Source organism: Jiangella mangrovi (assembly GCF_014204975.1).
GTDB lineage: Bacteria > Actinomycetota > Actinomycetes > Jiangellales > Jiangellaceae > Jiangella > Jiangella mangrovi.
On sequence record NZ_JACHMM010000001.1, the window covers coordinates 844,642 to 870,932 of the forward strand.

General features: G+C 72.2%; 22 protein-coding genes. 15 read left to right on the forward strand and 7 right to left on the reverse strand.

Annotated features, from left to right (window positions below):
• The first annotated feature begins 75 nt into the window (after positions 1 to 75).
• The 3 genes from HD601_RS03865 (at position 76) to HD601_RS03875 (ending at position 4,351) form a co-directional block, all read left to right on the forward strand.
• The gene (locus HD601_RS03865; RefSeq protein ID WP_184819508.1) at positions 76 to 1,044 is read left to right on the forward strand and encodes an ATP-binding cassette domain-containing protein; all 969 of its coding nucleotides are present in this window, start codon (positions 76 to 78) and stop codon (positions 1,042 to 1,044) included.
• Positions 1,041 to 1,859: an ABC transporter permease gene (locus tag HD601_RS03870; protein ID WP_184819510.1), complete on the forward strand. Its 819-nt coding sequence runs from the start codon at positions 1,041 to 1,043 to the stop codon at positions 1,857 to 1,859. The genes HD601_RS03865 and HD601_RS03870 overlap by 4 nt, the downstream gene beginning before the upstream one ends.
• 143 nt (positions 1,860 to 2,002) lie before the next feature.
• Complete coding sequence (locus tag HD601_RS03875; RefSeq protein WP_221440521.1) at positions 2,003 to 4,351, forward strand: M14 family zinc carboxypeptidase; 2,349 nt, start codon at positions 2,003 to 2,005, stop codon at positions 4,349 to 4,351.
• Between the two features lie 71 nt (positions 4,352 to 4,422).
• Here HD601_RS03875 and HD601_RS03880 read toward each other — a convergent pair whose 3' ends face one another.
• Positions 4,423 to 5,532, reverse strand: a complete 1,110-nt coding sequence (locus HD601_RS03880) for an LPXTG cell wall anchor domain-containing protein (protein ID WP_184819514.1) — start codon at positions 5,530 to 5,532, stop codon at positions 4,423 to 4,425.
• A gap of 197 nt (positions 5,533 to 5,729) precedes the next feature.
• On the opposite strand from HD601_RS03880, the gene HD601_RS03885 reads away from it, so the two are divergent.
• The gene (locus HD601_RS03885) at positions 5,730 to 6,281 is read left to right on the forward strand and encodes an arsenate reductase/protein-tyrosine-phosphatase family protein (RefSeq protein ID WP_184819516.1); all 552 of its coding nucleotides are present in this window, start codon (positions 5,730 to 5,732) and stop codon (positions 6,279 to 6,281) included.
• On the opposite strand, the gene HD601_RS03890 is transcribed toward HD601_RS03885, so the two are convergent.
• Together HD601_RS03890 and HD601_RS03895 are read right to left on the reverse strand one after the other, a co-directional pair.
• Positions 6,262 to 6,948: a hypothetical protein gene (locus tag HD601_RS03890; protein WP_184819518.1), complete on the reverse strand. Its 687-nt coding sequence runs from the start codon at positions 6,946 to 6,948 to the stop codon at positions 6,262 to 6,264. The two genes, HD601_RS03885 and HD601_RS03890, sit on opposite strands and share 20 nt — an antisense overlap.
• On the reverse strand, positions 6,945 to 7,223 hold the full coding sequence (locus HD601_RS03895) for a PqqD family peptide modification chaperone (RefSeq protein ID WP_184819520.1): 279 nt from the start codon (positions 7,221 to 7,223) through the stop codon (positions 6,945 to 6,947). Before HD601_RS03895 ends, HD601_RS03890 begins: the two co-directional genes overlap by 4 nt.
• A gap of 120 nt (positions 7,224 to 7,343) precedes the next feature.
• Here HD601_RS03895 and HD601_RS03900 point away from each other — a divergent pair, with 120 nt between their 5' ends.
• The 7 genes from HD601_RS03900 to HD601_RS03930 are packed head-to-tail and all read left to right on the forward strand — an operon-like array spanning position 7,344 to position 14,471.
• Positions 7,344 to 7,805: a hypothetical protein gene (locus HD601_RS03900; RefSeq protein WP_184819522.1), complete on the forward strand. Its 462-nt coding sequence runs from the start codon at positions 7,344 to 7,346 to the stop codon at positions 7,803 to 7,805.
• A 34-nt stretch (positions 7,806 to 7,839) separates the two neighbouring features.
• Entirely contained in the window at positions 7,840 to 9,090 is a 1,251-nt protein-coding gene (locus HD601_RS03905; RefSeq protein WP_184819524.1) for a glycosyltransferase family 4 protein, read from the forward strand.
• The gene (gene rfbF, locus HD601_RS03910) at positions 9,087 to 9,860 is read left to right on the forward strand and encodes a glucose-1-phosphate cytidylyltransferase (RefSeq protein ID WP_184819526.1); all 774 of its coding nucleotides are present in this window, start codon (positions 9,087 to 9,089) and stop codon (positions 9,858 to 9,860) included. The genes HD601_RS03905 and rfbF overlap by 4 nt, the downstream gene beginning before the upstream one ends.
• Positions 9,861 to 9,867: 7 nt before the next feature.
• Positions 9,868 to 10,917, forward strand: coding sequence for an NAD-dependent epimerase/dehydratase family protein (locus HD601_RS03915; RefSeq protein WP_184819528.1), 1,050 nt, complete (start codon positions 9,868 to 9,870; stop codon positions 10,915 to 10,917).
• Positions 10,910 to 12,142: a class I SAM-dependent methyltransferase gene (locus HD601_RS03920; RefSeq protein ID WP_184819530.1), complete on the forward strand. Its 1,233-nt coding sequence runs from the start codon at positions 10,910 to 10,912 to the stop codon at positions 12,140 to 12,142. Before HD601_RS03915 ends, HD601_RS03920 begins: the two co-directional genes overlap by 8 nt.
• Positions 12,139 to 13,320, forward strand: coding sequence for a class I SAM-dependent methyltransferase (locus HD601_RS03925; protein WP_184819532.1), 1,182 nt, complete (start codon positions 12,139 to 12,141; stop codon positions 13,318 to 13,320). Before HD601_RS03920 ends, HD601_RS03925 begins: the two co-directional genes overlap by 4 nt.
• Positions 13,317 to 14,471: a methyltransferase domain-containing protein gene (locus HD601_RS03930; protein WP_184819534.1), complete on the forward strand. Its 1,155-nt coding sequence runs from the start codon at positions 13,317 to 13,319 to the stop codon at positions 14,469 to 14,471. The genes HD601_RS03925 and HD601_RS03930 overlap by 4 nt, the downstream gene beginning before the upstream one ends.
• On the opposite strand, the gene HD601_RS03935 is transcribed toward HD601_RS03930, so the two are convergent.
• Both HD601_RS03935 and HD601_RS34570 read right to left on the reverse strand, forming a co-directional pair.
• Entirely contained in the window at positions 14,461 to 15,582 is a 1,122-nt protein-coding gene (locus tag HD601_RS03935; RefSeq protein ID WP_184819537.1) for a nucleotidyltransferase family protein, read from the reverse strand. The genes HD601_RS03930 and HD601_RS03935 overlap by 11 nt on opposite strands.
• Before the next feature lie 68 nt (positions 15,583 to 15,650).
• Positions 15,651 to 17,663, reverse strand: a complete 2,013-nt coding sequence (locus tag HD601_RS34570) for a malectin domain-containing carbohydrate-binding protein (RefSeq protein ID WP_184819539.1) — start codon at positions 17,661 to 17,663, stop codon at positions 15,651 to 15,653.
• 204 nt (positions 17,664 to 17,867) lie between these two features.
• On the opposite strand from HD601_RS34570, the gene HD601_RS03945 reads away from it, so the two are divergent.
• Positions 17,868 to 18,419, forward strand: coding sequence for a YdcF family protein (locus tag HD601_RS03945; protein WP_184819541.1), 552 nt, complete (start codon positions 17,868 to 17,870; stop codon positions 18,417 to 18,419).
• 18 nt (positions 18,420 to 18,437) lie between these two features.
• On the opposite strand, the gene HD601_RS03950 is transcribed toward HD601_RS03945, so the two are convergent.
• Both HD601_RS03950 and HD601_RS03955 read right to left on the reverse strand, forming a co-directional pair.
• The gene (locus HD601_RS03950; RefSeq protein WP_184819543.1) at positions 18,438 to 19,106 is read right to left on the reverse strand and encodes a hypothetical protein; all 669 of its coding nucleotides are present in this window, start codon (positions 19,104 to 19,106) and stop codon (positions 18,438 to 18,440) included.
• 9 nt (positions 19,107 to 19,115) lie between these two features.
• Complete coding sequence (locus HD601_RS03955) at positions 19,116 to 20,273, reverse strand: glycosyltransferase (protein WP_184819545.1); 1,158 nt, start codon at positions 20,271 to 20,273, stop codon at positions 19,116 to 19,118.
• A 58-nt stretch (positions 20,274 to 20,331) separates the two neighbouring features.
• Here HD601_RS03955 and HD601_RS35395 point away from each other — a divergent pair, with 58 nt between their 5' ends.
• The 3 genes from HD601_RS35395 (at position 20,332) to HD601_RS03970 (ending at position 26,284) form a co-directional block, all read left to right on the forward strand.
• Positions 20,332 to 21,729, forward strand: coding sequence for an O-antigen ligase family protein (locus HD601_RS35395; protein WP_184819547.1), 1,398 nt, complete (start codon positions 20,332 to 20,334; stop codon positions 21,727 to 21,729).
• Between the two features lie 93 nt (positions 21,730 to 21,822).
• Positions 21,823 to 22,662, forward strand: coding sequence for a hypothetical protein (locus HD601_RS03965; RefSeq protein WP_184819549.1), 840 nt, complete (start codon positions 21,823 to 21,825; stop codon positions 22,660 to 22,662).
• Between the two features lie 118 nt (positions 22,663 to 22,780).
• On the forward strand, positions 22,781 to 26,284 hold the full coding sequence (locus tag HD601_RS03970; RefSeq protein ID WP_184819551.1) for a CARDB domain-containing protein: 3,504 nt from the start codon (positions 22,781 to 22,783) through the stop codon (positions 26,282 to 26,284).
• The last annotated feature ends 7 nt before the right edge of the window (positions 26,285 to 26,291 follow it).

Below are 26,291 nucleotides of genomic sequence, written 5' to 3' on the forward strand. Positions count from 1 at the left end.
CTAGTCCGCGAATGAACTGCGCAGGGTGTACGCTTCAATGCGTACAACGTACCCGGTTCAGCGGAAGGGACTCCCTTGAGCGCCTCCAGCCACGCGATCCTCGCCCAGGGACTGCAGAAGAGATACGGCGAGAAACACGCCCTCGACGGGTTCGACCTGGCCGTGCCGCAGGGCACGGTCTACGGCCTGCTGGGCCCCAACGGCGCCGGCAAGACCACCGCCGTGCGCATCCTGGCCACGCTGGTCCGGCTCGACGGCGGCCGCGCCGAGGTCGCCGGCTTCGACGTCACCCGCGACGCGCGCAAGGTGCGCCGGCGCATCGGCTTCACCGGCCAGTTCACCGCGGTCGACGAGATCCTCACCGGCCGGCAGAACCTGCGCATGTTCGGCCGGCTGTTCCACCTGAGCCCGGCGCGCGCGGCCGCCCGCGCCGACGAGTTGCTCGAGCGGTTCGACCTCACCGACGCGGCGGACAAGGGCACCAAGGAGTACAGCGGCGGTATGCGGCGCCGGCTCGACCTCGCCGCCAGCATGATCCTCGCCCCGTCGGTGCTGTTCCTCGACGAGCCGACGACGGGGCTCGACCCGCGGGGCCGCAGCGAGGTGTGGACCGCCGTCCGGTCGCTCGTGGCCGGCGGCACGACGGTGCTGCTCACCACGCAGTACCTCGACGAGGCCGACCAGCTGGCCGAGCGGGTCGCCGTCATCGACCACGGCCGGGTGATCGCCGACGACACCCCGGCGGCGCTCAAGCGGCGCATCGGCGGCGACCAGCTCGAGGTCGTCCTCGACGAGGCGGTCGACCTGCCGGTGGCCGTCCAGACCGTCGCGAAGGTCGCGGCCGGCGAGCCGGAGGTCGACGAGGAGAACCGGCGTGTGACGGCCGCCGTCGACCAGCGGGTCAGCGCGCTCACCGAGGTCGCGCGCACCCTGCAGGACGAGGGCATCGGCGTCGAGGACATCGGGCTGCGCCGGCCCACGCTCGACGAGGTGTTCCTCCGCCTCACGGGTCACAAGACGGAGAAGACGGAGGTTCCGGCATGAGCACCACCACCCTGGATGCCCCCGAGCGGCGGATGTACTGGGCGATGACCGACGGCTGGACCGTCGCCCGGCGCACGCTGACCCACCTGGTCCGCCAGCCCGCCAACATCGCCTGGCAGCTCGGCTTCCCGATCGTGTCGGTGCTCCTGTTCGGGTACGTGTTCGGCAGCGCGATGAGCGTGCCGGGCGGCGGCGACTACCGCGAGTACCTCATGCCCGGCATGTTCGGCATGACCATGGCGATGGGCTTCATGAACACCGCCTACGCCGTCGTGCTCGACACCACGAAGGGCGTCACCGACCGGTTCCGCTCGATGCCCATGGCGCCGTCGGCCTCGGTGACCGGACGTGGGCTGGCCGACATCGTCAGCGCCACGCTGGACCTGGCGGTGCTGGCGGTGACGGCGCTGGTCATCGGCTGGCGCTCGGACGGCGGGTTCTGGGCGACGCTGGCGGCGTTCGCGCTGCTGCTGTGGCTGCGGTTCGCGCTGATCTGGATCGGCATCTGGATCGGGCTGCTGACGCCGAACGAGGAGGCGGCCGGCAGCCTGTTCGCCGTCGCGTTCCCGTTCGCGATGATCTCCAGCGTGTTCGTGGCCCCGTCGCAGATGCCGGACTGGCTGGGCGCGATCGCGGCGTGGAACCCGGTGTCGTCGACGGTGACGGCGGCGCGCGAGCTGTTCGGCAACCCGGTGGCGCTCGGCGACAGCTGGATCGAGCAGAACGCCATGGCGGCGGCGATCGTGTGGCCGCTGGTGCTGACGCTGGTGTTCGTGCCGCTGGCGGTCCGGAGGTTCCAGCGACTCAGCCGGTGACACGGTGTGAAAATTGAAGCGGGGCGAAGGGTAGCGAACTGTGACAAGGGCGGCCACTATGTGGCGTACAACGTCATATAGTCCTGCCCCGGGAGTGGCTCATGGCCCCGCAGACCCCCCGCCCCCGCCGTCGGCTGGCCTGGTTGGCAGCCCTGCCCCTGCTCTTGGCCGGGCTGCCACTGGCCGCCGGCGCCGAGCCCGATCCCGACGACACCCCAGTGCCGCTCTCGGCCGTCGACTCCGCCGGCCAGGCCACTGACATCGTCGAGGTCACCGTCGCCGACCAGGACGCCGTCGTCGGCCTCATCGAGGCCGGCGCGGACGTCACCGAGTACACCCGTCCCACCGAGGGCGGCCTCGTCGTCCACGTCGTCGCCACCCCGGCCGAGCAGGCGGCGCTGCGCGACCTCGGCTACGCCGTCGGCGAGGTCGTGGTCAGCGCCGCCGACACCGCCGCCGTCGTCGCCGAACGCAACGCGGCCGTCCGCCGGGCGAACCAGGTGCTCGCCCGCCAGGCGGAGACGCTGACCCCGCTGCGCGCCGAGTGGTTCGAGAGCGTCGGCGGCCACACCTACATCGGAGTGGAGGTGAAGAGCTCACTCGGCGCCCCCGCCGTGCTGACCGTGAGCTACGACGGCCAGAGCGTCACGATGGACGAGTTCGTCGACGCGGGCCAGTACATCTACCACACGTTCAACGCGCCGGTCCCGGTCGACGACGTCCCCGCCGAGGTCACCATCACCAGCAGCGGCGGCGGCTCGATCACCGTCCCCGTCGTCGAGTGGCTCGGCGACCCGCGGCCGGACCCCGGCCCGCACTACGCGACCGGCTTCGTCGACCACTACATGGACCCGACCGAGCTGTACGACCGGATCGAGGCGCTGGCCGCCGAGTTCCCGGAGCTCACCGAGATCATCGAGCTGCCGTACCAGTCCAACGGCTACCGCCGGAAGGCGCAGGCCATGATCGGCAGCGGCGCGACGGCGTTCTACGTGACGTCGCGCGCCTGGGGTCACGAGGGCGGCAACGACCTGCGACTGGAGTCGGCGAACCCGGGCGTGGCGAACAGCCCGCTCTCGGTCGCCGTCGACGGCGGCACCGTCCGGGTCTCGCTGGCCACCGACGCGGCCGGCGCGCCCAGCAGCACCGCGGCGCAGGTCGTCGCGGCCCTCAACGCCTCGCCGGCGGCCTCGGCGCTGCTGACGGCGTCGACCTACCGCCTGACGGGCGGCACCGGTGTCGCCGTCGCCGGTGCGCAGGACCTTACCGACGGCCTGGACGCCCCGGCACACATCTCGCGCGAGCCCTGGACGCTCCGGGCCATCCGCATCGGCAGCGACCGCGACGGATCGAAGACCGGCGTGTTCGCCTACAGCCAGGAGCACGCCCGCGAGTGGGTGACGCCGCTGGTCGCGGTCGAGACGGCCGAGCGGCTGCTGCGCAACTACGCCACCGACGCCGAGACGAAGAAGCTGGTCGACGACCTCGACATCTTCATCGTGCCGTCGGTCAACCCCGACGGCGGCCACTTCTCCTTCTACGACCGCGCGGGTCAGCGGCGCAACATGACCAACCACTGCGGCCCCGAGGACTCCGACCCCGCCCGCGCCGCCAGCAGTTGGGGCGTCGACCTGAACCGCAACTTCAGCGTCGGGTCGCGGTTCGACGGCTACAGCGGCGCGTCCGCGTCGTGCATCAGCGACACCTACTCCGGGCCGGCCGAGCTGTCCGAGCCGGAGGCGCGCAACGAGGTGTGGCTCACCGAGGAGTACCCGAACATCAAGTTCGCGATGAACGTGCACTCCTACGGCGGCTACTTCATGTGGCCGCCCGGGGCGTACGTCGCCAACGGCCGCATTCCGCTGCCCCGCCCGACCCTGGGCGAGGAGAACTACTTCTGGGCCGCGTCCAGCCACATCCTGTCCGCCGTGCAGGACTGGCGCGGCACGGCGGTCTGGCCCGGCCGCACCGGCCCGGTGAGCGACGTGCTGTACTCGGCGGCCGGCAACTCCGCCGACGAGCACTGGTACAACCGGGGCATCTTCGGCTGGGACTTCGAGGTCGGCGCGGACCTGTGGGACCCGGTCGAGCAGGAGTGGGACCAGCAGGGCTTCCAGCCGCCGTTCGCCGAGGGCTACGAGCAGGCCATGGAGTTCTCCAACGGCCTCGTCGGCATGCTCGAGGTCGCCCGCGCCTACCAGAACGACCGCCGCCCGCCGCGCACGATGCTGGAGCTCACCGACGAGGGCGTCACGTTCGAGTCGACCGAGCCGGTCACCATCCACTACACGCTCGACGGCAGCCGCCCGACGTACGCGTCGCCGCGGGTGGAGTCGGCCGGGCTGCGTGAGGACGCGGCGCCCATCCCGGTGAGCGCCGGGTCGACGCGGGTGCACTGGTTCTCCGTCGACGTCGCCGGCAACGTCGAGAACCGGTACGACCCGGTCCGCGGCGGCTCGAACTACCGGAAGGAGACCGTCGTGGTCGACTGACCCGGCCCGTCCTCGCACAAGGGGACGCCCCCGGCGCCGCGGTGCCGGGGGCGTCCTTCTGTGTGGTGCGATCAGCTGGTCAGGCGCTGACGGTAGCGAGCGACCAGAGCCGCTCCCCCGCCCAGCGCCAGCAGGGCCGCGCCGGCCCAGAGCAGCGAGCCCCCGGCACCGGTGTCGGGCAGCTCGTCACCGTCGCCGTCACCGGTGCCGTCGTCGCCACCGGAGCCGTCATCGCCACCGGAGCCGTCATCGTCGCCCGACGGGGACGGGCTCGGGCTCGCACTCGGGCTCGGGCTCGGGCTGGGCGTGCCGCCGTCGTCGGCCCCGGTCTCGGTGCCGCCGTCGTCAGTGCCGGACTCGCCGCCGTCGTCGGTGCCGTCGTCGTCGCCGGAGCAGCCGGTCGGCTCCTCCGCCGTCAGGACCCAGCCGTGGACCAGGACGGTGTCGTCGGCCGCCAGCCAGGCCATGACCTCGTGGTCGCCGGGCGCCGCGTCGTACTCGCCGGCGTCCACGGGGGCGTCTTCGAGGGTGTACGCGTAGCCGGCCGCTGCCGGGATCGTGAGCGTGCCGACCGGATCCTCGCACGTCGGCTGCACGAGGGTGGGCTCGACCGGGGGGACGAAGATCACCGGCTCGCCACCGACCCTGAGGTCGCTGAAGCGGACGGTGCCCTCGACGCCGCCGTTGCTGGTGTCGTAGACCAGCCCCAGGTGGCCGATGGTGCCGTCGGCCGCAGCCGTGAGCGAGAGCGTGCCGGAGGTGCTGCCGTCGTCCGGCGCAGCGTCATGTGCCAGGGGCGCCGCACCGACCACGGCGAAGAGCCGGACCGCGCCCGCGGCCGGGTCGGCGCCACCGACCAGCTCGTACTGCACGCTGATCTCGGCGCCGGCGGTGACGGCCGCGCCGAGGTTCGTCGTCTCGGCGGACGTGCCGAGCGAGGCGCCTTCGACGTCAGCGGACCAGATCAGGTCCACCGAAGTCGCCCCGGTGAACTCGGAGAGTTCGGAGTCGTGTTCCAGCCCGGGCGCCCAGACGGTGCCCGGGCCGGTGTCGAGTGTCTTCCATGGAGCGGTCGCGAGGATGAAGCCCTCGCCCGCCGTGTCCTCAGCGAATGCCGCCGGTGCCAGCCCCCCGATGGAGAGGGCCACCGCACCGACCGCCGCACCGATGAGCTTGCGCACGGTCGATCCTTTCGTTGGCCGGACGGCGGCAGCTGCCTGCCGCCGACGCGCGGGACCGTAGCGCACATTCGGCCAATGTATGGTGAAAGTCACATGAGAGAACGATCATGAGGGGTTTCACCTTCGGGACCCAGGGTGCATACCGGCTCGTCGTGCGGTCGTAGGATTCAGGACGTCGTTGACCGGATCGGGCACTGGTGGGGGCCAGCATCGACGTTCTCTTCGTCTGCACGGCCGGCCGCTGCCGCTCACCCATCGCCGCCGCCATGCTCGACGCCTACGCGCCGCGGGCCGGGTCGCCGCTCGCCGGCCGGTCCGGCGCGCTGGTGGGCGCGCACGGGTCGGTGCCGCCGGTGGGCATCACCGTCATGCGCGAGCGCGGCCTCGAGCTCGGCGGGCACCGCAGCCTGCCCGTCACCGCCGCGTCGGTCGCGTCGGCGGCGCTCGTGCTGGGCATGGAGCGCGAGCACGTCCGCGCCGTCGTCGGCGAGCACCCGGACGCCTGGGTGAAGACGTTCACGCTCAAGGACTTCGTGCGCCGCGTCGAGAAGGCCGCGCCCCGCGGCCGGCACCAGCGCTTCACCGACTGGCTCGAGCAGATCGGCGAGGGCCGCACCCGCGACGACGTCGCCGGCGAGAGCCCCGAGGACGACATCGTCGACCCCTACGGCCAGCGGGCCTCGGTCTGGCGGGAGGTCGTGGACGAGATGGACGACCTGGTCCGCCGACTCATCCCGAACGTCGGCTGAGCAGGTCGCGCACCGCGTCGGCGCCCTCGTCGAGGCCGGACACCTCGAGCCGCCAGCCGCGCGCGCCCCTGGCGAGCGCCGCCGCGGCCGCCCAGGCGCCGGCCCCCAGGCGGTAGTGGTTGAACCCGGCCCTCAGCACCTGGGCCAGCACCTCTCCGGCCGGCCGCGGCACCAGCCGGGTCTGCGGGGCGCCGCGGCGCAGCTCGACGACGTGGGCCACCGGGAGCGTGGCCGCGACGGCGGTGGCGCCGAGGCGGTCGCAGGGCACCGCCGCCTTCGTGGCGTGCGCGGCGGTGGCCAGGGCGGTGCCGGGTCCGACGGGGCCGAGGCCCAGCGCGCCCTGTGCCCAGGCGGTCAGCATGAGCGGCCTGGCCCACCCGGTGACGCACCCGGTGTCCGTCTCGACGGCGACCAGCTCGTCGCTCAGGTAGTCGAACCCGCGGCGCAGGCACGCGGCGACCATGGTGCTCTTCCCCGTGCCGGACTCGCCGGGGAACAGGACCGCCCGCCCGTCGCGGGCGACCGCGCCGGCGTGCAGCAGCAGCCGCGGCGACCGCTCGATGGCCACCAGGGCGGCCGCGGCGTAGAGCTCCTCGGCCGGGGCGCCGTCGGGCGCGGACACCTCGACGGGAACGCCGACGACGTCCAGCACGAGCCGCTCGGTCATCCCGGCGACGGGAGGTCGACGACGTGGTGGGCGGCGAGCTGCGCGAGGGCGGCCTCGACGCCGCCGCGGACGTCGTCGGGACCGGCGCCGTAGGAGCTGGCGAGGAGCCGGACGATGTCGTCGGCGGTGCGCTCGCCGTCGACCAGGCGCCAGACGTCGCCGGCGGTCTCGTTGAGGACGAGGGCCGTCTGCGTGGGCTCGTGGAAGAGGGTGACCTCGCCGTCGATGTCCATCTCGCGGACCGCGGGCGCGGGGACCGGCGCAGATCGAGTCACGGGCGCCATCGTAACGACCTCGTGACCGCTCTCTGTACCTTCGACAAGACAGATCGGTCATTTGGCCGGTATCATCCTGGCCAGTCGCACGGGGGGCGTGCGCACCGAGAGGCGTTGCTGATGCAGCAGAACCAGTCCACCGGCCTGAACCGCCGTCAGATGCTGGCCAAGGGGGCCGCGCTCGGCGGTGTCGTCTGGGCCGCTCCGACCGTCACCGCCATCACGTTGTCCCAGGCCAACGCGGCCGTGCCCAGCGGTCCGCCGCCGGAGCCGTCCGAGCCGCCGAAGCCGCCGGAGACCCCGCCGGAGAAGCCTCCGACGCAGCCTCCCACCACGCCGCCCGACGACCACACGCCGGAGCCGAGCCCGCCCGCCGAGACGCCGGCTCCCAAGCCGCCGCCCGGCGACGACGAGGACGTTCCCGTGGGTGGCCCGGAGCTGCCGAACACCGGCCCGGGCGACGTCGCCCGCACGGTGGCGGTCGGCGGCCTGCTCGCGGCGGCCGGCGCCTCAGCCGTCTACGTCGCGTCCAAGGACGGCCAGCAGTCCGCCGACGAGCCCGGGCAGGGGACCCCGGCCTAGCTCGGCGCACTGAGACCAAAGGCCTGGGGGGGTCATGGGGGTGTTCGGTGGGGTCGCTCGACGCCGCGCAGGGGCGTCGACGCGGGTACTGATCGTCGTTCAGAACATTCCGCTGCGCTACGACCGGCGGGTCCGCAACGAGTGCAGGGCACTGCTCGACGCCGGCTACGGCGTCACCGTCATCTGCCCGAAGGACACCGCCGACGAGCCTGACGAGCACGTGCTCGACGGCGTGGTCGTGCGGTCGTACCAGCCGCCGCCGGCCACGTCGGGGCTGGTCAGCTACCTGGTCGAGTTCATCGTCTGCTGGCTGCGCACGGCCCGGCTGTCGCTGCGCGCCGCCCGCGCCGAGGGCTTCGACGTCCTGCAGGCGTGCAACCCGCCGGACACCTACTGGCTGCTCGGGCTGCTGTGGAAGGTGCGCGGCAAGCGGTTCGTGTACGACCAGCACGACCTGTGCCCCGAGGTCTACGAGGCGCGCTTCGGCAAGCGCGGCCTGCTCCACCGAGCGCTGTTGCTGCTCGAGCGGGCCACGTACGCCACCGCCGACCGCGTGGTGAGCCCGAACCCGTCGTACCAGGAGATCGCCCTCACCCGCGGCAAGCTGCCCATCGGGCGCACCGCCGTCGTCATGAGCTCGCCCGACCCGGAGCTGATGAAGCGCGGCGAGGCGCATCCGGAACTGCGCGGCGGCCGCGACTTCCTGGTCTGCTACATCGGCATCATGGGGCCGCAGGACGGCGTCGACCGCCTGCTCGACGCCGCCGCCCACTACGTGCACGTGCTGGGCCGGCGCGACACCCGGTTCGCGCTGCTGGGCTACGGCGACAGCCTCGACGACCTGCGCGCGCAGTCCACCCGTCTGGGGCTGGACGAGTGGGTGACGTTCACCGGGCGTGTCGACCAGGTCGAGCTGGGCCGCTGGCTGTCGACGGCGGACATCGGCGTCACGCCGGACCCGCCCTGCGAGTTCAACCACCGCTCGACCATGAACAAGACGCTCGAGTACATGGCGCACGCCGTGCCCGTGGTGGCGACCGACCTGCGCGAGACCATGCGCTGCGCCGGGCCGGCCGCCGAGTACGTGCCCGACGGCGACCCGGTCGTCATGGCCAAGACCATCGCCGCGCTGCTCGACGACCCGCGCCGCCGCGCGCACATGGGTGCCGCCGGGCGCCAGCGCATCGAGACCGAGCTGGCCTGGCAGCTGCAGGCCACCGCCTACGTCGACCTCTACCACGGACTGCTGAACGCGAACGGCACCACCAACGGGGGGAACCAGTGAAGACCGCCATTCTGGCCGGCGGACTCGGCAGCAGGCTGGCCGAGGAGACCGTCGTCCGGCCCAAGCCGATGGTCGAGATCGGCGAGCGCCCGATCCTCTGGCACATCATGCGCCACTACCTGCACTACGGCCACGACGAGTTCGTCATCGCCTGCGGCTACAAGGGCGAGGTCATCAAGCGCTGGATGCTGGACTACGCGACGCTCAGCGCCGACGTCACGGTCCGGCCGCGCCGGGGCGAGGTGACGGTGCACCGCTCCGACGTCAGCGAGGACTGGGCGGTCGACGTCGTCGACACCGGGCAGACGACCAATACCGGCGGGCGCATCAAGCGGCTCGCCCCCTGGGTGGGCACCGACACGTTCATGCTGACCTGGGGCGACGGCGTCAGCGACGTCGACCTCGACGCGCTGCTGGCCTTCCACCGCAGCCACGGGCGCATCGCGACGCTGACCGCCGTCCGCCCGCCGGCGCGGTACGGCCACATCGTCACCGACGGCGACCAGATCGTCGAGTTCTCCGAGAAGCCGCAGATCGGCGAGGGCTGGATCAACGGCGCCTTCTTCGTGCTCGAGCCGGCGGTCTTCGACTACATCGAGGGCGACGACACCCAGTTCGAGAAGGAGCCCCTGGAGCAGCTGGCCAAGGACGGTCAGCTCATGGCCTACCACCACCACGGGTTCTGGCAGTGCATGGACACCGTGCGCGAGAAGCACATCCTCGAAGAGTTGTGGCGCAGCGGGAACGCGCCCTGGAAGATCTGGGAGTAACACCTCGATGCGCATTCTCGTCACGGGCCACGACGGCTACATCGGCACCGTCCTCGTCCCGCTGTTCCAGCAGGCCGGGCACGAGGTCGTCGGAGTCGACAACGGGCTCTTCTCCACCTGCGCGTTCGCACCGGACCGCGCCAAGCCCGACGCCGAGCTGCGTCTGGACATCCGCGACCTGCGCGAAGACCACTTCGAGGGCGTCGACGCGGTGGTCCACCTGGCCGGCATCTCCAACGACCCGGTGGGCGACCTCAACCCGTCGACCACCTACGACATCAACCACCTCGCCACCGTGCACGTCGCCCGCACCGCCAAGGCCGCCGGCGTCCCGCGGTTCGCGTTCTCGTCCTCGTGCAGCATCTACGGCGCTCACGGCGACGACGTCCTCGACGAGTCCGCGGAGTTCTACCCGGTCACGCCGTACGGCGAGTCGAAGGTGCTGAGCGAGCGCGACCTCACCGCGCTGGCCGACGACGACTTCAGCCCGACGTTCCTGCGCAACGCGACGGCGTACGGCGTCTCGCCGCGGCTGCGCGGCGACCTGGTGGTCAACAACCTCACCGGGTACGCCGTCACCACCGGCCAGGTGCTGCTCAAGAGCGACGGCACCCCGTGGCGCCCGCTGGTGCACATCGAGGACATCGCCCGCGCGTTCCTGGCGGTCGTCGAGGCGCCGCGCGACCTCGTGCACCTCAAGGCCTACAACGTCGGGCGCACCGACGAGACGTACCGCATCCGCGAGGTCGCCGAGATCGTCGCCGAGGTCGTGCCGGACTCCGTCGTGAGCTTCGCGCCCGGCGCCGGCCCGGACAAGCGCAACTACCGCGTCGACTGCTCGCTGATCGCCCGCGAGCTGCCGTCCTTCCAGCCGCAGTGGACCGTGCGCCGCGGCGTCGAGGAGCTGTACGCCGCCTACCTCGAGACCGGCCTGACCGAGGACGACCTCACCGGCTCGCGGCTGCAGCGGATCAAGCACATCAAGGCCCAGCAGGAGAGTGGTCTCGTCGACGAGCAGCTCCGGGTCACCACCCTGAACGGAGCCACCCATGCCTGACCCGATCCCCTGCCGCTCCTGCGGCTCCACGGACCTGCGGCCGTTCCTGTCGCTGGGCAAGACGCCGCTGGCCGACGCGCTGGTCACCGCCGACCGGCTGGACCGGACCGACCCGACCTTCCCGCTCGACGTCGCGTTCTGCCCCGGCTGCACGCTGGTGCAGATCCTCGAAGAGGTCCCCCCGCAGCAGCTGTTCGTCGACAACTACCTGTACTTCTCCTCGTTCTCCGACCACCTGCTGCGCCATTCCCGCGAGCACGTCGAGGGCCTGGTGAGGAACCGGGGGCTCAACGAGTCGAACTTCGTCGTCGAGCTGGCCAGCAACGACGGCTACCTGCTGCGCAACTTCCTGCCCCACGGCGTCAAGGTGCTGGGCGTCGACCCCGCGCCGGACCAGGCCAACGCGGCCCGCGAGGCCGGCGTGCCGACCATCGAGGAGTTCTTCGGCGTCGAGTCGGCGCGGCGCATCCGGGCCGAGCACGGTCCGGCGGACGTCATCATCGCCAACAACGTCATGGCGCACGTGCCGGCGCTGAACGACTTCGTCGGCGGCATGGCCGAGCTGCTCGCCGACGACGGCCTGATCACCGTCGAGAACCCGTGGGTCAAGGACCTCGTCGACCACGGTGAGTTCGACACGGTCTACCACGAGCACCTCTGCTACTACTCGTGCACGTCGGTCGACGCCCTGGTCCGCCGGCACGGCATGTTCCTCAACCACGTCGAGTACTTCCCCGACCTGCACGGCGGCACGCTGCGCTGGCACATCGGCAAGCGCGAGCAGGTCTCGCCCGACGCGCGCCGCATGCTCGACGCCGAGCTGGCCGCCGGCCTGACGACGTTCGGCTACTACGCCGACTTCGCGAACCGGGTCGAGAGCATCCGCTCCGGGCTGCGCTCGCTGCTCGAGGACCTCAAGGGCAGCGGCGCGACGATCGCCGCGTACGGCGCCGCCGCCAAGGGCAGCACGATGATCAACTACGTCGGCCTCGGCACCGAGCTGATCGACTTCGTCGTCGACCGGAACACCTGGAAGCAGGGCAAGTACATGCCCGGCGTGCACGTGCCGATCCGCCCGGTCGAGGCGCTGCTCGACGAGCAGCCCGACTACGTGCTGGTGCTGGCCTGGAACTTCCTCGCCGAGATCCTGGAGCAGCAGCAGGAGTACCGGCAGCGCGGCGGCCGCTTCATCCGTCCCGTCCCGGCCCCGGAGATCCTGCCATGAGCACCGCCTGCCCCGCCTGCGGCTCCGGCGACGCGCGCTCGTTCTACCAGTGCGCCGACGTGCCCGTGCACAGCTGCCTGCTGGTCGACGACGAGCGGACGGCGCTGGACTTCCCGCGCGGCGACCTCGACCTGATGTTCTGCACGGCCTGCGGCTTCGTCTACAACCGGCTGTTCGACCCGGCGCACAACGCGTACTCGTCGGACTACGAGGAGACCCAGGGATTCTCGGCCCGTTTCCAGGACTTCATCGCCGACCTCGCCGGGCAGTGGGTCGACCGCTACGACCTCACCGGCAAGACGGTCATCGAGATCGGCTGCGGCAAGGGCGAGTTCCTCACCGAGATGGTGCGCGCGGGCGCGGCGCACGGCATCGGTGTGGACCCCGGCGTGCACCCGGAGCGGATCCCCGACGACGTCGTCGACCGCACCACCTGGGTCCAGGGGTTCTTCCCCCGCGACTATCCGGAGCTGCACGCCGACGCCGTCATCTGCCGGCACACGCTGGAGCACATCGCCCCGGTGGCCGACTGGATGCGCACGGTGCGCGCCGCCATCGGCGACCGCACCGACACGGCGGTGCTGTTCGAGCTGCCCGACGTTCGCCGGGTGCTCGAGGAGGGCGCGTTCTGGGACGTCTACTACGAGCACTGCTCGTACTTCTCGACCGGCTCGCTGGCCCGGCTGTTCCGGCGCACCGGCTTCGAGGTGCTGAACCAGTGGACCGCCTACGACGACCAGTACCTCATCGTCGAGGCGCGGCCGTCGGCCGCGCCGGCGCCGGGCACGCCCGAGGCCGTCGAGGGTGACCTCGACGCCGTCGGGCTGGCCGCCGACCGGTTCGCCGCCGCGCACGCCGCGATGATGAACCGCTGGCGCGAGCGGCTGCGGCACGTCGCCGACGGCGGCGGGCGCAGCGTCATCTGGGGCTCGGGTTCGAAGGGCGTCGCGTTCCTCGCCGCCCTCGGCGCCGACGCCGGACTGGTCGAGGCCGCCGTCGACATCAACCCGTTCAAGCACGGCCGCTACATGGCCGGCAGCGGGCACCGCATCATCGCGCCGAAGGAGCTCATCGAGCTGCGGCCGGACCTCGTGATCGCGATGAACTCCGCCTACCTGGACGAGATCGGCCGCGACCTCACGACCATGGACGTCGCCACCACGCTGGAGGCGGTGTGAGCGGGCTGACGTCCTGCCTGGCCTGCGGTGGCGAGCGCCTGAAGGGCGTCGCCGACCTCGGCGCCTCCCCGGTGCTCACGGGCGCGCTCTTCGACGACCGCGAGCGCGCCCGCGGCGCCGTGCACGGACGGCTCGACCTCGCCGCCTGCCTCGACTGCGGCCACGTCCAGAACGTGGCGTTCGACCCGGAGCTGGTCGAGTACGACGTCAGCTACGACAACTCGCTGCACTTCTCCGGCACGTTCCAGGCCTATGCCGACGAGCTGGTCGAGCGGCTGGTGCGCCAGTACGACGTCCGCGGCACCCACGTGGTCGAGATCGGCTCGGGCAAGGGCGACTTCCTCGCCGCGCTCGCGGCCGCCGGCGGCAACACCGGGACCGGTTACGACCCGACGGTGGAGCCGCAGACCCGGATCGAAGGCGTGCGCCTAGTGCAGGACTACTTCCGCCCCGGCGACCAGGTCGAGCCGTACGGCCTGCTGGCCTGCCGGCACGTGCTGGAGCACCTGGACGACCCGGCCGCGCTGCTGGCCTCGCTGGTGCCGGACGCGCCCGCGGGCGCGCTGTACTACGTCGAGGTGCCGTCGGCGGAGTTCAACTTCGGCCCCGACGGGCTCTGGGACTGCATCTACCCGCACGTCTCCTACTTCTCGGCCGAGTCGCTGGCGGCGCTGCTGCTGCGCTCCGGCTTCGAGATCGTCTCGCTGGAGCGTTCCTTCCACGGCCAGTTCCTGTCCGCAGAGGTGCGCGTCGGCGACGGCGGCAGCGGTGCGGCCGGCTTCGGCAACCCGAGCGGCCACCTGGCCGTCGTCGGCGAGTTCGGCCGCCGCCACCACGAGGCGGTCGAGCGCTGGCGCGCCGACGTGGCCGCCGCGGGCGAGCGCGGGCAGACCGTCGTCGTGTGGGGCGCCGGGTCCAAGGGGGTCAACTTCCTCAACGCCGTCGACCCCGAGGGCGCCCTGGCCGCCGTCGACATCAACCCCCGCAAGCACGGGAGGTACCTGCCCGGCGGCGGGCACCGCGTCGTCGCTCCGGAGTCGCTGCGCGACCTCGACGTGTCGACGGTCGCGGTGACCAACCCGGTCTACCGCGACGAGATCGCGCGCTCGCTGGCCGAGCTGGGTGTGCCGGCCGCCGTCGTCACGGTGTGACGCGGCCGGCCTCGGTCTCGACGCCGGCGAGGTAGACGTCGAGGTCGGCGCGCGTGGCGGTGTCGGTGGGCCCGGGCGGCCGCTGCTCGGGCCCGACGCGGTCGACCACGCCGTGGCCGAACCGGCTGACCAGCTCGCGCAGTGACGCGCCGCCCGTGCGGCGGGCCGAGCGGGCCACGATGCGTGCCAGCGTGGCCTCGCGGGACAACGCCGGGACGGGCGAGAGCCGGTCGGTGGCGCGCAGCACCAGCCGGTAGGGCGCCGACGAGAGCAGCTCGGCCTCGGCCTCGCGCGGGACCGGCGTGCCCAGCAGCCGCCGCGCCCGGCCGAGCACGACGGCCAGCGCCGGCCCGGCACCCCAGTCGCGGGCCCGCTCGACGACGTCGTCCCAGCGCTGCACCCGCCGGGCGAGCGCATCGACGTCGACGAGCAGCAGCATCCGGTCGGCGCCGGTCAGGGTGGCGTGCAGGCAGGCGTGCACCAGGGAGTCGACGGGGTCGAGGGTCCAGGCCACCCCGAGCCCGACCGGCACCTGGACGCGCCGGGACAGCAGCTCGCGGGTGCCGATGGAGAACTCGACCCGCTCGGTCTTCATGTTGAGCATGGCCCAGTGCAGGTCGATGATCAGGCCGGCGGGCGTGCGCACGTGCATCTCGCCGGGCGTGGCGCGGTAGCGCAGCGCCTCGGGCGGGTCGACCACCTGCCAGCCGGCATCGAGCAGCCGGTCGACCCCGCGGCGCAGGTCGGCTGGGTCGAGCAGGATGTCGAGGTCCTGGTAGGTGCGGATGCCCGGCACCGGGTGCGCCGTCTCGGACAGCACCGGCCCCTTGAACGCGACCCACGAGAGATCGTCGAACAGCTCGCCGAGGGCGCCGAGCGTCGCCACCGCCCGCAGGTGGTGGGCCATGGCCGCGTTGCGGTCGGGGCGCAGCGCCTCGGCCAACGGCAGGCCGGCCCGGCGCAGGACCACGTGCGCGAGCGGCGCCACGCGGTGCCGGCGGACCGCGGCGACGAACCCGGCCTCGGCCTCGGGCGACGCGCCGACCCGCGGCGTCTCGCTCCGGGAGACGGCGAGCACGGCGGCGGCCGCGCCGCGCGCACTACTCCCCACCGGCCACACCCCCCAAAGACGACCCGGACGGCAACAGTACCGTCCGGGTCGTCATGGAGCATCCCGAACTACAGCGGTTCGCCGGTCTCGTGCCAGACGTTCCCGGACAGCGTCACACCGACGATGTTCGTGAGCGGGCCGTAGAAGCCGGACTTGTCGAAGATGGCCGTGCTGAAGCGGTTGTTGACGATGCGGACGTTGGTCCAGTTCTCGGAGCCGCCGCCCTCGTAGGCGCCGCCGTAGACCGCGTACCCGCCGCCGGAGACGATGTTGTCCTCGATCAGCAGGTTGGAGCCGTGCGACGTGCCGATCATGATGGCGGCGTTGCCGACCTCGGCGTCCATCTCGAGCACGTTGTGCCGGATGGTGATGTTGCTGCCGCCGGTCGACTGGATGGCGTCCTGGTGCGCACCCTGGTCGGCGTACTCACCGTGGTCGTGGATCCAGCTGTCCTCGATGAGAACGTCGCCGTTGGCCCGCGGCCCGTCGCCGAAGCCGTAGATGTTGGCCCGTCGCAGCGTGTACCGGGCATAGCCGATGGCCTCGATGCCGTCGGGGTTGCCGCGCCCGTCGAGCTCGACGTCCTCGATGACCAGCCCGTGGTTCTCGGGGTTGAAGAAGATCGCCATGCCCCGCGGCTGACGGACGCGCACGTTGCTGATGGTCACGTTGTCGGCGTTGACGACGATGGACCCGGTGATGTCGAGATCCTTCAGTACGGCGCCGTCCTCGTTGACCGTGACGGATCCCGAGGGCTTCAGCGTGCTGCCGGGCTTGATGCCGGTGTTGGAGGCGTTGGGGTAGTCGCCGTTGGACGGCCCGTCGTCCTCCGGCGGCGCCGGCGGCTCCTCGGTCTCGGTGGGCTCCGGGTCCGGCGTCTCGGTCGGCTCCGGGTCCGGCGTCTCGGTGGGCGTCGGAGTAGGAGTCGGCGTGGGGGTCGGGGTGGGCGTCGGAGTCGGTGTCGGCTCCTCCGGGTCCGGGTCGGATCCCGTGACGCGGATGACCTCGATGGCCGAGATCATCGGGTCCTCGACGACGGCGTCGAAGCCGACGTCGAGTGTGCCGTCCTCGACGTCGACCGTGAACGAGCGGGTGTAGGCCCGGCCGGTGCCGGCCTCGGCCTGCACGTCGAGGTCGGACAGCAGGGTGTCGCCCTCGGCGCTGACGTCGAACACGCGCTTGCCCGGCGCCGTGAAGATGGTCTCGGCGAAGTGCAGCACCAGGTTGTAGGTGCCGTTCTCGGGCACCGGAAGCGCGTAGCCCGACATGCCCCAGCGGTGCCGGCCGTAGAGGCGGTCGGCGTCGGTGCCGGCGACGTGCTCGGAGACCTGCCCGCTGGTGTGGCCGCCGTCGAAGTACCGGTCGGACGACCACTTGCTGCCGTCGGGCGCGGTGTAGCCGCTGCCGGCCGCGGAGATGCGGTAGACGACGTCGCCGTTGGGCGTGGGCGTGCCGGGACTGGCGTCGCCGGTGCAGCTGGACACGCGGTCGACGCTGATGGCGGAGATCATGGGGTCTTCGACGATCTTCGTGAAGCCGATGTCGAGCAGGCCGTCGCTGACCTCGAGCACGCGGTCGAGCTCGAGCGGGCGCATGGGGCCGACGGCGTCGACGACGTCGAGCTCGCGGGCCAGCGGCTTCCCCTCGAGGGAGACGCCGAACACCCGCTGCCCCGGCTCGTCGAAGATGACCTCGGCGAAGTGCAGCTCGACGCGGTAGCGCGCGGGGCAGGGCACCTTCACCTCGTAGTCGGACATGCCCCAGCGGTGCGAGGAGTAGAGGAGGCGGTCCGCGGTGTCGCGGACCGGGACGACCCCGCCCAGGTGGGTGCTGCCACCGACGTACCCGGCGTCCGGGGACCACGTCGCGCCCGAGGAGTCGACCCACGGTGTCGCCGCGGTGGCGCGGATGCGCGCCACCGGCTCGGCGGAGAAGGTGTCGTCGGGAGAGGGCGCGGCCGAGCCGATGATGGTGGCCGACGCCAGAAGTACGGTGGACAGGAGGACGGTTCGAACCGATCGCGCGGAGTACCGCTTCTCGGAGGCACCATTCCGCGCCTTGTATCGGCCGTTCGCACTCATGTATCAGCCTTCCGCTGGACACCAGGGATGGTTCGCAATCGCCCGCAAGTCAGCACCTCTGAGGTCTTCTCAGGCGGCCGGGCCGGCCAAGCCCGGGCTGCGACCAGGGCTTATCCTACCCACGGAAGTAGACACGACACCGATAAGGCAAAAAACACCGCGATATGGGCACAGTCTGGCAACTTGTGCCGAGGGGGGAAGCCGGTGGATTCGCCAGAGCGCGACGCTGACCAGGATCGATCGAAGCCTCGTACCTTGCGCCGATGGCCATGGTTCGCCATTGCCGCCATCCTGTTGGCAACTCTCGAAGCGGTACTCTTCGTCATCCCGCCGACCGATGAACCGACTCCCGCGGACGCCATCGTGATGTTCGACGGACCCGGCGATCGAATTGATCGTGCATGGGAGTTGGCCGATATGGGATATGCGTCGTATGTGGTCGTCTCGATCGATGACACCTCCAAATGCACCCCCGAGCGACCGGATATCGAACAGATCTGTGTCACCCCCGATCCGCCCACCACTCGGGGCGAGGCGCGGGCCTTCGCCGACCTCGCTCGGGAGCGCGGCTGGGACCATCTGATCGCCGTCTCTACGGCCAGTCAGAGCGTCCGGGCGCGGCTCCGGCTCAGCCGCTGCTACGACGGTGAGGTCCAGTACGTGACGGCGCCGGAGTCGTTCCTCGACCGGGTCTACCGCGTCATCTATGAGAACGGCGCCCTGCCCAAGGCGCTGATCGTCCAGCGCGACTGCTGAGGCGTCGCCGGCGGACCGTCAGCTGCGGGCGCGGCGGCCGCCACGCCGCACGCGCGCCGTCGCCTCCCGGCCCCGGGCCGCGGCCAGCTGCACGGTCGCGCCCTCGGTGAAGAAGGCCAGGGCGACGGTGCCGGTCAGCCCGACGGCGACGATCAGCCCGACGGTCAGGGTCCGGCCGACGTAGTCGGACTCGGCGGCGAGGGTGGGCTCGCTGATGACCTGCGTCCGCAGCCAGGTCTGCTCCGGCGCGCCGACGGCGGACTGCATGGCCTCGAGGTCGGTGCGGAACGCGTCGATGACGTTCTGCGCCGTGGCCACCGCGGCCTCGGCGGAGCCGGCCCGCGCGTAGACGTCGATGACCGGCAGCTGCAACGGCGAGGGGTCGAAGCCGACGGAGTACGTGGCGCCGTCCTCGGCGAGTGTCGCGCGCCGGCCGTCGGTCCCGAGCGCGTCCATGACGAGCTTCGCCGGTGCCCGCTCGCTGCCCAGCTGCAGATAGCTGTTCTGGGCGAGGATCTCGTCGGTGACCTCGATGTTCGGCTTGATCACCAGCACCGAGCCGTACGCGCTCATCCGCTGGTCGGACTCGGAGTAGGCCGAGACGGCGAGCACACCGACCAGCGCGAGCGCGGGAAGGGTGATGTACCAGCGACGCACGAGGATGAGAAGAGCGGACAGCACGTCCACCGGCGAAGTCTATCCGGCCGCGGGCAGCCCGGCGGCAGCGGCGAACTGCGCCGCACGCACCGACCAGTCGCACGTGGCGGCGACCGCGCGCCGGGCGGCCCGCTCCGAGGGCGAGGGCGTCGCCTCCGCCGCGGCAGCCGTCGCGGCAGCGAACCCGGCCGCGTCCGGCGCCGCGACCACGTGCTCGGCGAGCACCGACGCGCCGACCGGCAGCTGGCTGGCCACCACCGGCAGCCCGGCCGCGAGGTACTCGTAGGCCTTGAGCGGCGAGCTGGCGGAGTTGAAGTCGGACCGGACGTACGGCAGCAGGCCCACGCGGGCGCGGCTGTAGTAGCGCGGCAGCTCCTCGTACGGCACCGGCCCGGTCCAGACGACGTTCGGCAGCGCCGTCAGTGCGCGGAACCGCTCGGCCTGCCACTCCGGGTCGACCGGACCCACGAGCACGAGCGGCACGCCCGACGCGGCGACCCGCTCGAACATCTCGATGTCGAGGCGCGAGGTGATGTTGCCGACGTACAGGGCGTGGCCCCCGTCCGGCAGCCCCGGCGCCGGCTCCGCGTCCTCGCAGCCGGCGAAGGCGCGGGTGTCGCAGCCGTTCTCGACCACGTGCGGCTCGGCGCCCAGTGACCGCCAGCGCTCCGCGAGCACGGACGAGACCACGACGACGACGTCGGCGCGCGCCAACTGCCGCCGCTCGCGCTCGGCCAGCCACGTGGCATCGCGGTTCATCAGGCGGGCGCCGGCCACGAAGTCGTCGGTGCCGAACAGGACGGCGGTGCCCGACGGGACGGCGTCCAGCAGCGGCTCCAGCGACGCCACGACGACGGCGTCGGCCCGCCCGCCGAGCGGCCGGACCGCACGCGCGATCGCGCGCCGGTGCAGGACGTGGGTGAGCGCTCGGACACCGGGCCTGGTCTGCAGCGGCGGGCCGACCGGAGACACCCGGGTGAGGGACGGGCCTACGCGCGTCACCGTCGCCCCCGGCCGCGTCCTGGCCCGCACGAGGGTGGTCAGCGACACCGGCGGGTCGACGTACACGACGTGGCACCACTCGCTCAGTGCGCCCGCCAGCTGCTGGTCGGTGCCGCGCAGTGCGTCCCAGGCGGTGCCGCCCGCGTACACGACGACCGGCGGCTCGGTGTGCGGCGGCAGGGGCACGCGCTGCATGATAGTCAAGGTACGGATGGCCACCGCACAGGTGGACGCTCGCGAGGGGGGCGGGGACGTGACGACCAACGTCGTCGCACACGAGGCCGAGCAGGCCGCCGTCGAACGGCGCCCTCCCTACCTCGTCGGCCTGCTCGTGTTCCTGATCCTCGTCATGCCGTCGATGCTGGTCTTCAAGCCGCTGGGCTCCAGCGCCACGCCCGCGACCATCGCCGGCATGGGGCTGTTCGTGCTGTGGTGCGCCTGGCGGGCCATCGGCGAACCGGCACTGCCCGGCCGGTCCACCCCCGTGCACTGGGCGCTGCTGGCCTTCGGCGCCGCCATCCTGCTCAGCTACGCGATCATGCACACCCAGGCCGAGCGGCTGCCGCTCGAGATCCGCAGCGCCGACCGCGGCCTCATGCTCCTCGTCGGCTGGTGCGGCATCGCCCTGTACTGCGCCGACCGGTTGCGCACCTGGCGCGACGTGTCGTTCGTGGTGCGGGCCGTCGTCCTGGCCGGCGCCTGCGTCGCCACCATCGGCCTGCTGCAGTACTTCGCCGGCTTCGACCTCTCCCAGTTCCTGCAGTTCCCCGGCCTGTCCACCCGCAGCGACCTCGGCTACATCGGCGACCGGTCCGGGCTGCGGCGGGTGGCCGGGCCGATGATCCACCCCATCGAGTACGGCGTGTGCCTGGCCGCGGTCTTCCCGCTGGCGCTCGTCAGCGCGATGAGCCGGGGCCCAAAGCTGGACTGGGTGCTGCTCGGCCTGATCGTGTTCGCGCTGCCGACCGCCATCTCGCGGTCGACCATGGTCGCCATCGCCGTCGGCGCGCTGATCGTCGGGCTGTCGTGGAGCTGGCGGCGCCGGATGATCGCGCTCGCCGCCACGCCGTTCATCCTGGTGGGCCTGCGGCTGGTGCTGCCCGGCGCGCTCGGCACGATCCTCGCGCTGTTCGAGAACATCGGCAACGACCCCAGCATCTCCGGGCGCACCGAGGACTACGCGGCGGCGGACAAGTTCATCACCAGCTCGCCGTGGTTCGGCCGCGGTTTCGCCACGTTCACGCCCGAGCTCTACCGGCTGCTGGACAACCAGTACCTGGGCATGCTCATCGAGGTCGGGTTCATCGGCCTGGTCGCGCTGGTCGCGCTGCTGGTCACCGCGCTGTTCCTCGGCCGCGGCGCCGCACTGCGATGCGGCGCCACGACGCCCGAGGGGCAGCTGAGCATCGGGGTGTCGGCGGCCGTCGCCGTCTTCGCGGTCAGCTTCGGCACCTTCGACGGCCTGGGGTTCGCCGCAGCCGCGAACGCGTTGTTCCTGTTCATCGGCCTGTCCGCCGCGGTCTGGCGCATCGCGGTCGCCGAGCACGGCTTCACCGCGGTCGCGCCGTTCTACGAGCGGCTGGTCGCCCGAGCGCCGCAGACGGCGCGTCACTCCGCCGGCCGGCGGCGGCCACCGAGCAAGCCGCGATGACGACTCGGCCGGCCCGGAACCCGCCACGGCCTAGACTCGTTACGCTGGACTAGAGTTCGCTCGTCATCCGTGTGGGGCCGAGAAGGGTTGAGGATGGACCTGTGGGAGGCGTTGCGGGTACTCGCACGCCGGTGGGTCGTCGTGGTGCCTCTTCTCGTTCTGACGGCGTTCGGGGCGTTCAACCTCTACTCGACCACTGAGCCCGAGTACACCGTCACCGGCAGCCTGCTGCTGCGCGGGCCGAGCGTCAGCCAGGACGAGGAGACGGGGCAGCGCAACCCGTACCTCGACTACGGCAACATGGCCGTGCCGGCCCGTGTCGTCACCGACATCGCGCTCACGCCGAGCACGTACCACGAGCTGACCCGCGACACCGGCACCACGTTCGAGATCGGCCTCGACACCACCACCAGCGCCCCGCTGGTCATGCTGACCGTCAACGGCCCCACGCCCGACGCCGTCGTGGCCGGCGCGCAGAACGTCGTCGACTTCTTCAACACCACGCTCCAGCAGCGCCAGCTCGACGCCGGGGCGCCCGAGAACACGCTCATCACCAGCGAGATCGTGCAGCCGGCCACCGACGTCCTGCAAGAGAACGCCAGCCGCATCCGCATGCTGGTCGGCGTCACCGGCGTCGGTGTGCTGTTCTCGGTGGGCATGGCCTTCCTCGTCGAGGCCATCGTGCGGGCCCGTGCCCGGGGCAAGTCGAAGCGGCGGGCCAAGAACGGCAAGGCCGCCAAGACCACCGAGGAACCGGCCGAGACCACCCGCCCGGTCTCGCCCGCGCCGCCGGTCGTCGAGCCGCACCACTCCTCGGACAACCTGTTCCGTGCCATCGACGGCAACGGGCTCGGCCTGGGCGCAGGCTCCCGCGCATCGCGACGTGCCTCGAACGAGCCCCAGCGCGGGGACGAGTCCGAAATCTCGCACTAATCCCACTTCACCAGTACAGTGGTCCCACCATTGAGGGGTCCGACTGGGGGGTCGACTCGAACGCGGGGGGCGTGGGGTCAGGGTGGGGCACAACTTCTTGCGGCGCATTGCGCCGGTCATGGCAGGCGCGCTGATCGTCGCGACGCTGCCGGTTCAGACGGTCACGGCCGATCCGGCCGGGGTCAGCGACGGCTTCAACCGCGCCGACGGTCCGCTCGGCACGTCCGACAGCGGCCACGCGTGGACCGATCACCGCGGCAGCTCGACGGTCGCCGGCCAGTCGGCGGCACTCGGCATGGGCTACGCCCTGGCCGCGGTCACCGCTGACACCGCCGACGTCGAGGCGGCCGTCACGGTCTCCGTGCCGGCGCAGGAGCAGTGGCTGGTCGTGCGGCTGTCCGGCGGCGGCGACTACTGGCGCTTCGGCCGCGTCGTCGGCACCGGCAGCTACACGCTGCAGCTGATCCGCGGCGACCAGCTGGCCGACGGCGCCGTCCAGCACCACGCCACCGTCGCGCCCGCGCCCGGCGACCGGCTGAGCTGCTCGTCGAGCGCCGACGGGCTGCGCTGCAGCGTCAACGGCTCGGCGGTCGCGTCGACCACGCACACCTACAACGCCGCCGCGCGCGGCGTCGGCATCGCCGGCTGGAACAGCGCCAACGGCCGCTTCGACGACCTCGCGGTGGTCGCGCTCGAGCCCGAGGAGCCCGCCGAGGAGCCCCAGCAGGAGCCCGTGCCCGACGGTGCCCTGGTCTACGACGACTTCGGCGGCACCGGCGGACTCGCCGCCACCCGCACCGGGCAGCCGTGGGTCACCCACGCCGGCGCCTGGGGCGCGGCCAGCGGCCGTGCCTCACCGTCGCTGGGCTACGCGCTCGTCTCGGCCGACGCCGGCCGTCCCGACGTGGTCGCCCGCACGGTGCTGGCCACTCCCTCCGACGAGTTCTGGCTCGTCCTCCGCTTCCGCGACGCCGCCAACTACTGGCGCTTCGGCCGCTCCTTCGGCGGCACCTACACGCTGCAGCTGGTCGCGAACAACCAGCTCGCCTCTCCGGCGCTGGTCACCAGCGCGACGGTGAGCCCCGCGGCGGGCGACGTCCTCAGCTGCGCGAGCACCGCCTCCGCCGTCACCTGCTCGGTCAACGGCGTCGAGGTGGTGCGCTCCGCCGACACCCGTGAGGCCACCGCCACGCGCACCGGACTGGCCGCCTGGAACGGCACCGCGGCCGCCTTCGACGACTACCTCGTCACCGCCGCACCCGCGGCCGCCGCCCTCACCGCCGCCGTCGACGTCCAGGGCACGCCGGTCATCGGCGCGCCGGCCACGGTCGCGGTCGCCGTCGACAACGGCTCCGCCGCCACGGCCACCGGCGTCACCGCCGAGCTCGAACTGAGCGGCACGGCGCCCGTCAGCGGTCTCGCGAGCACGACGCCGGGCTGCACCGTCACGTCGGCCACGACGCTGAGCTGCGCGCTGGGTACCATCGCGGCCGGCGCCGACGCCGGGGCCGCGGCCACGTTCACCGCCAACGCCGCGGGCTCCGTCCGCGCCGACGTCACGGTCACCGCCACCGGACTCGCGCAGCCGGCCACCGCGTCGGACCAGGCCACGGCGCGCGCCGACCTCGGCGACCTGGTGGTCTTCGACGACTTCGAGCGCACCGGCTCGACCCCCGGCACCACCGTCACCGAGCACCCGTGGCAGCTGCTGGCCGGTTCGGCCGGCACCAGCAACGGCCGGCTCAGCCTGGGCGGCGGCTACACGCTGGCCACCGTCGACAGCGGGCTGGCCGAGTCGACCACGTCGGTCGCCGTGGCCCACCCCGACCACGAGTTCTGGATGGTCCTGCGGCTCTCCGACGGCGCCAACTACTGGCGCTTCGGCCGCGTGAACAACGGCGCCTACACGCTGCAGAAGGTGCAGTCCAACACGCTCGGCAACCCGGTTCTCGACGTGAGCCGGACGGTGAGCGCGCAGGCCGGCGACGTCGTGTCCTGCACGACCACCGCCAGTAGCATCGCCTGCTCGGTCGACGGCGAGCTGGTCGTCAGCACCGACGACACCTTCAACCACCAGGCCACGTCGCACGGCGTCGCCGGCTACCAGCCCGCGTCGCTGCGCTTCGACGACTTCGCCGTGGGCGAGGTCCCCACCTCGCCGGACCTCTCCGCGCGGGTGACGGCGCCGTCCAGCGGGCTGGTCGGCGCGACCGCCGAGGTCACTGCCACCGTCCGCAACAACGGCACCGCCACGGCCACCGGCGTCGAGCTGACCGGCACGACGGGTGCAGCCATCACCGCCGTCGACGACGGCGCCGCGACCTGCCAGGCCGACGGCGACGAGCTGACCTGCGACCTGCCCGACCTCGCGCCGGGTGCGACCGCGGCCGTCGAGCTCACGCTGGACCTGCCGGCTCAGCCCGACGACGTCGACATCGAGGTGACGGCCACGCTCTCCGGCGAGGACCGCACCCCGGCCGACAACACGCACAGCCGCACCATCAAGGTCCGCAACCCGGTCACGCCGGGCGCGGGCGGCGTGACCGACGCCTTCGAGCGGCCGGACCAGAGCGGCCTCGGCAGCACCGAGACCGGCGAGACCTGGCGCACCGTCACCGGTGCGGCCGCCGTCGACGACGGCCAGGCCCGTGCCGCGGGCGGCGCCTTCACCATGGCGGTCGTCGACACCGACTACGCGTTCGGCACCTTCGAGGTCACCTGGCCGGCGGTCACGGGCCAGTTCTGGACCGTCTTCCGGGTGGTCGACGAGAACAACTACTACCGCTTCGGCCCCGACCCCGGCGCCAGCGGCCACTACCGGGTGCAGAAGGTCGTCAACGGCCAGCCGCAGGGCCTGGCGTTCGGCCTGGTGCGCCGCCAGGTGCAGGCGTCGCCGGGCGACGTCGTCCGCATCGTGCAGCGCCCCGACGACAGCATCTTCATCTCGGTCAACGGCGACCACGTCATCGACGCCGGCGACCAGCACCTCATGCACGAGACGTCCTACGGCGTCGCCTTCGGCGGCACCGGGGTCCGCGCCGACGACCTCGTCATCTCCTCGGTCACCTCCACGTTCGACGTCGACGACGACTTCGACCGCCCCGACACCTCGGAGCCCGGGGTCCCGTCGTCCGGCGTGCGCTACCCGTGGCACCGCTGGCAGGGACACGAGTGGAGCATCGCAGACGGCGAGCTGTACAACTCCGCCGACGACTACGGTGTGCTCATGCTCGACACCAGCAGCGAGTCGGCCGACGTCGCGGTCACGGTGGCCGAGGCCGAGGGCGACTTCGGTGTCGTGCACCGGTTCTCCGAGAACGGCACGTTCCTGCGCTTCGGCCGGTTCGGCGGGGCGGGGTACACCGTCCAGCGGGTCACCGGCTACTTCTCGGCCGCCACCGCCGCGGGCCTGACGGCGCACGCCACCGTCGCGCCCGCCGACGACCAGCGGCTCGAGGTGCGGCAGGAGCTCGACGGCACCATCGAGTACTACGTCGACGACGTGCTGGTGTACTCCCTCGAGGACACCACGACCAACCTGCGCGGCGGCCACTACGGTCTGACCGCGTCCACCGACGACGCGCGGTTCGACGACTTCGCGGTCCGACCGAGAGAGCTCTGAGGCACCG

What these genes read in the sequence shown, in the direction of transcription:
- HD601_RS03870 (WP_184819510.1), top strand. Translation starts at nt 1,041, where the DNA reads ATGAGCACCACCACCCTGGATGCCCCCGAGCGGCGGATGTACTGGGCG.
- HD601_RS03955 (WP_184819545.1), bottom strand. Translation starts at nt 20,273, where the DNA reads ATGCAGCGCGTGCCCCTGCCGCCGCACACCGAGCCGCCGGTCGTCGTG.
- HD601_RS03900 (WP_184819522.1), top strand. Translation starts at nt 7,344, where the DNA reads ATGCAGCAGAACCAGTCCACCGGCCTGAACCGCCGTCAGATGCTGGCC.
- HD601_RS03970 (WP_184819551.1), top strand. Translation starts at nt 22,781, where the DNA reads ATGGCAGGCGCGCTGATCGTCGCGACGCTGCCGGTTCAGACGGTCACG.
- HD601_RS03920 (WP_184819530.1), top strand. Translation starts at nt 10,910, where the DNA reads ATGCCTGACCCGATCCCCTGCCGCTCCTGCGGCTCCACGGACCTGCGG.
- HD601_RS03915 (WP_184819528.1), top strand. Translation starts at nt 9,868, where the DNA reads ATGCGCATTCTCGTCACGGGCCACGACGGCTACATCGGCACCGTCCTC.
- HD601_RS03905 (WP_184819524.1), top strand. Translation starts at nt 7,840, where the DNA reads ATGGGGGTGTTCGGTGGGGTCGCTCGACGCCGCGCAGGGGCGTCGACG.
- HD601_RS03890 (WP_184819518.1), bottom strand. Translation starts at nt 6,948, where the DNA reads ATGACCGAGCGGCTCGTGCTGGACGTCGTCGGCGTTCCCGTCGAGGTG.
- HD601_RS34570 (WP_184819539.1), bottom strand. Translation starts at nt 17,663, where the DNA reads ATGAGTGCGAACGGCCGATACAAGGCGCGGAATGGTGCCTCCGAGAAG.
- HD601_RS03925 (WP_184819532.1), top strand. Translation starts at nt 12,139, where the DNA reads ATGAGCACCGCCTGCCCCGCCTGCGGCTCCGGCGACGCGCGCTCGTTC.
- HD601_RS03965 (WP_184819549.1), top strand. Translation starts at nt 21,823, where the DNA reads ATGGACCTGTGGGAGGCGTTGCGGGTACTCGCACGCCGGTGGGTCGTC.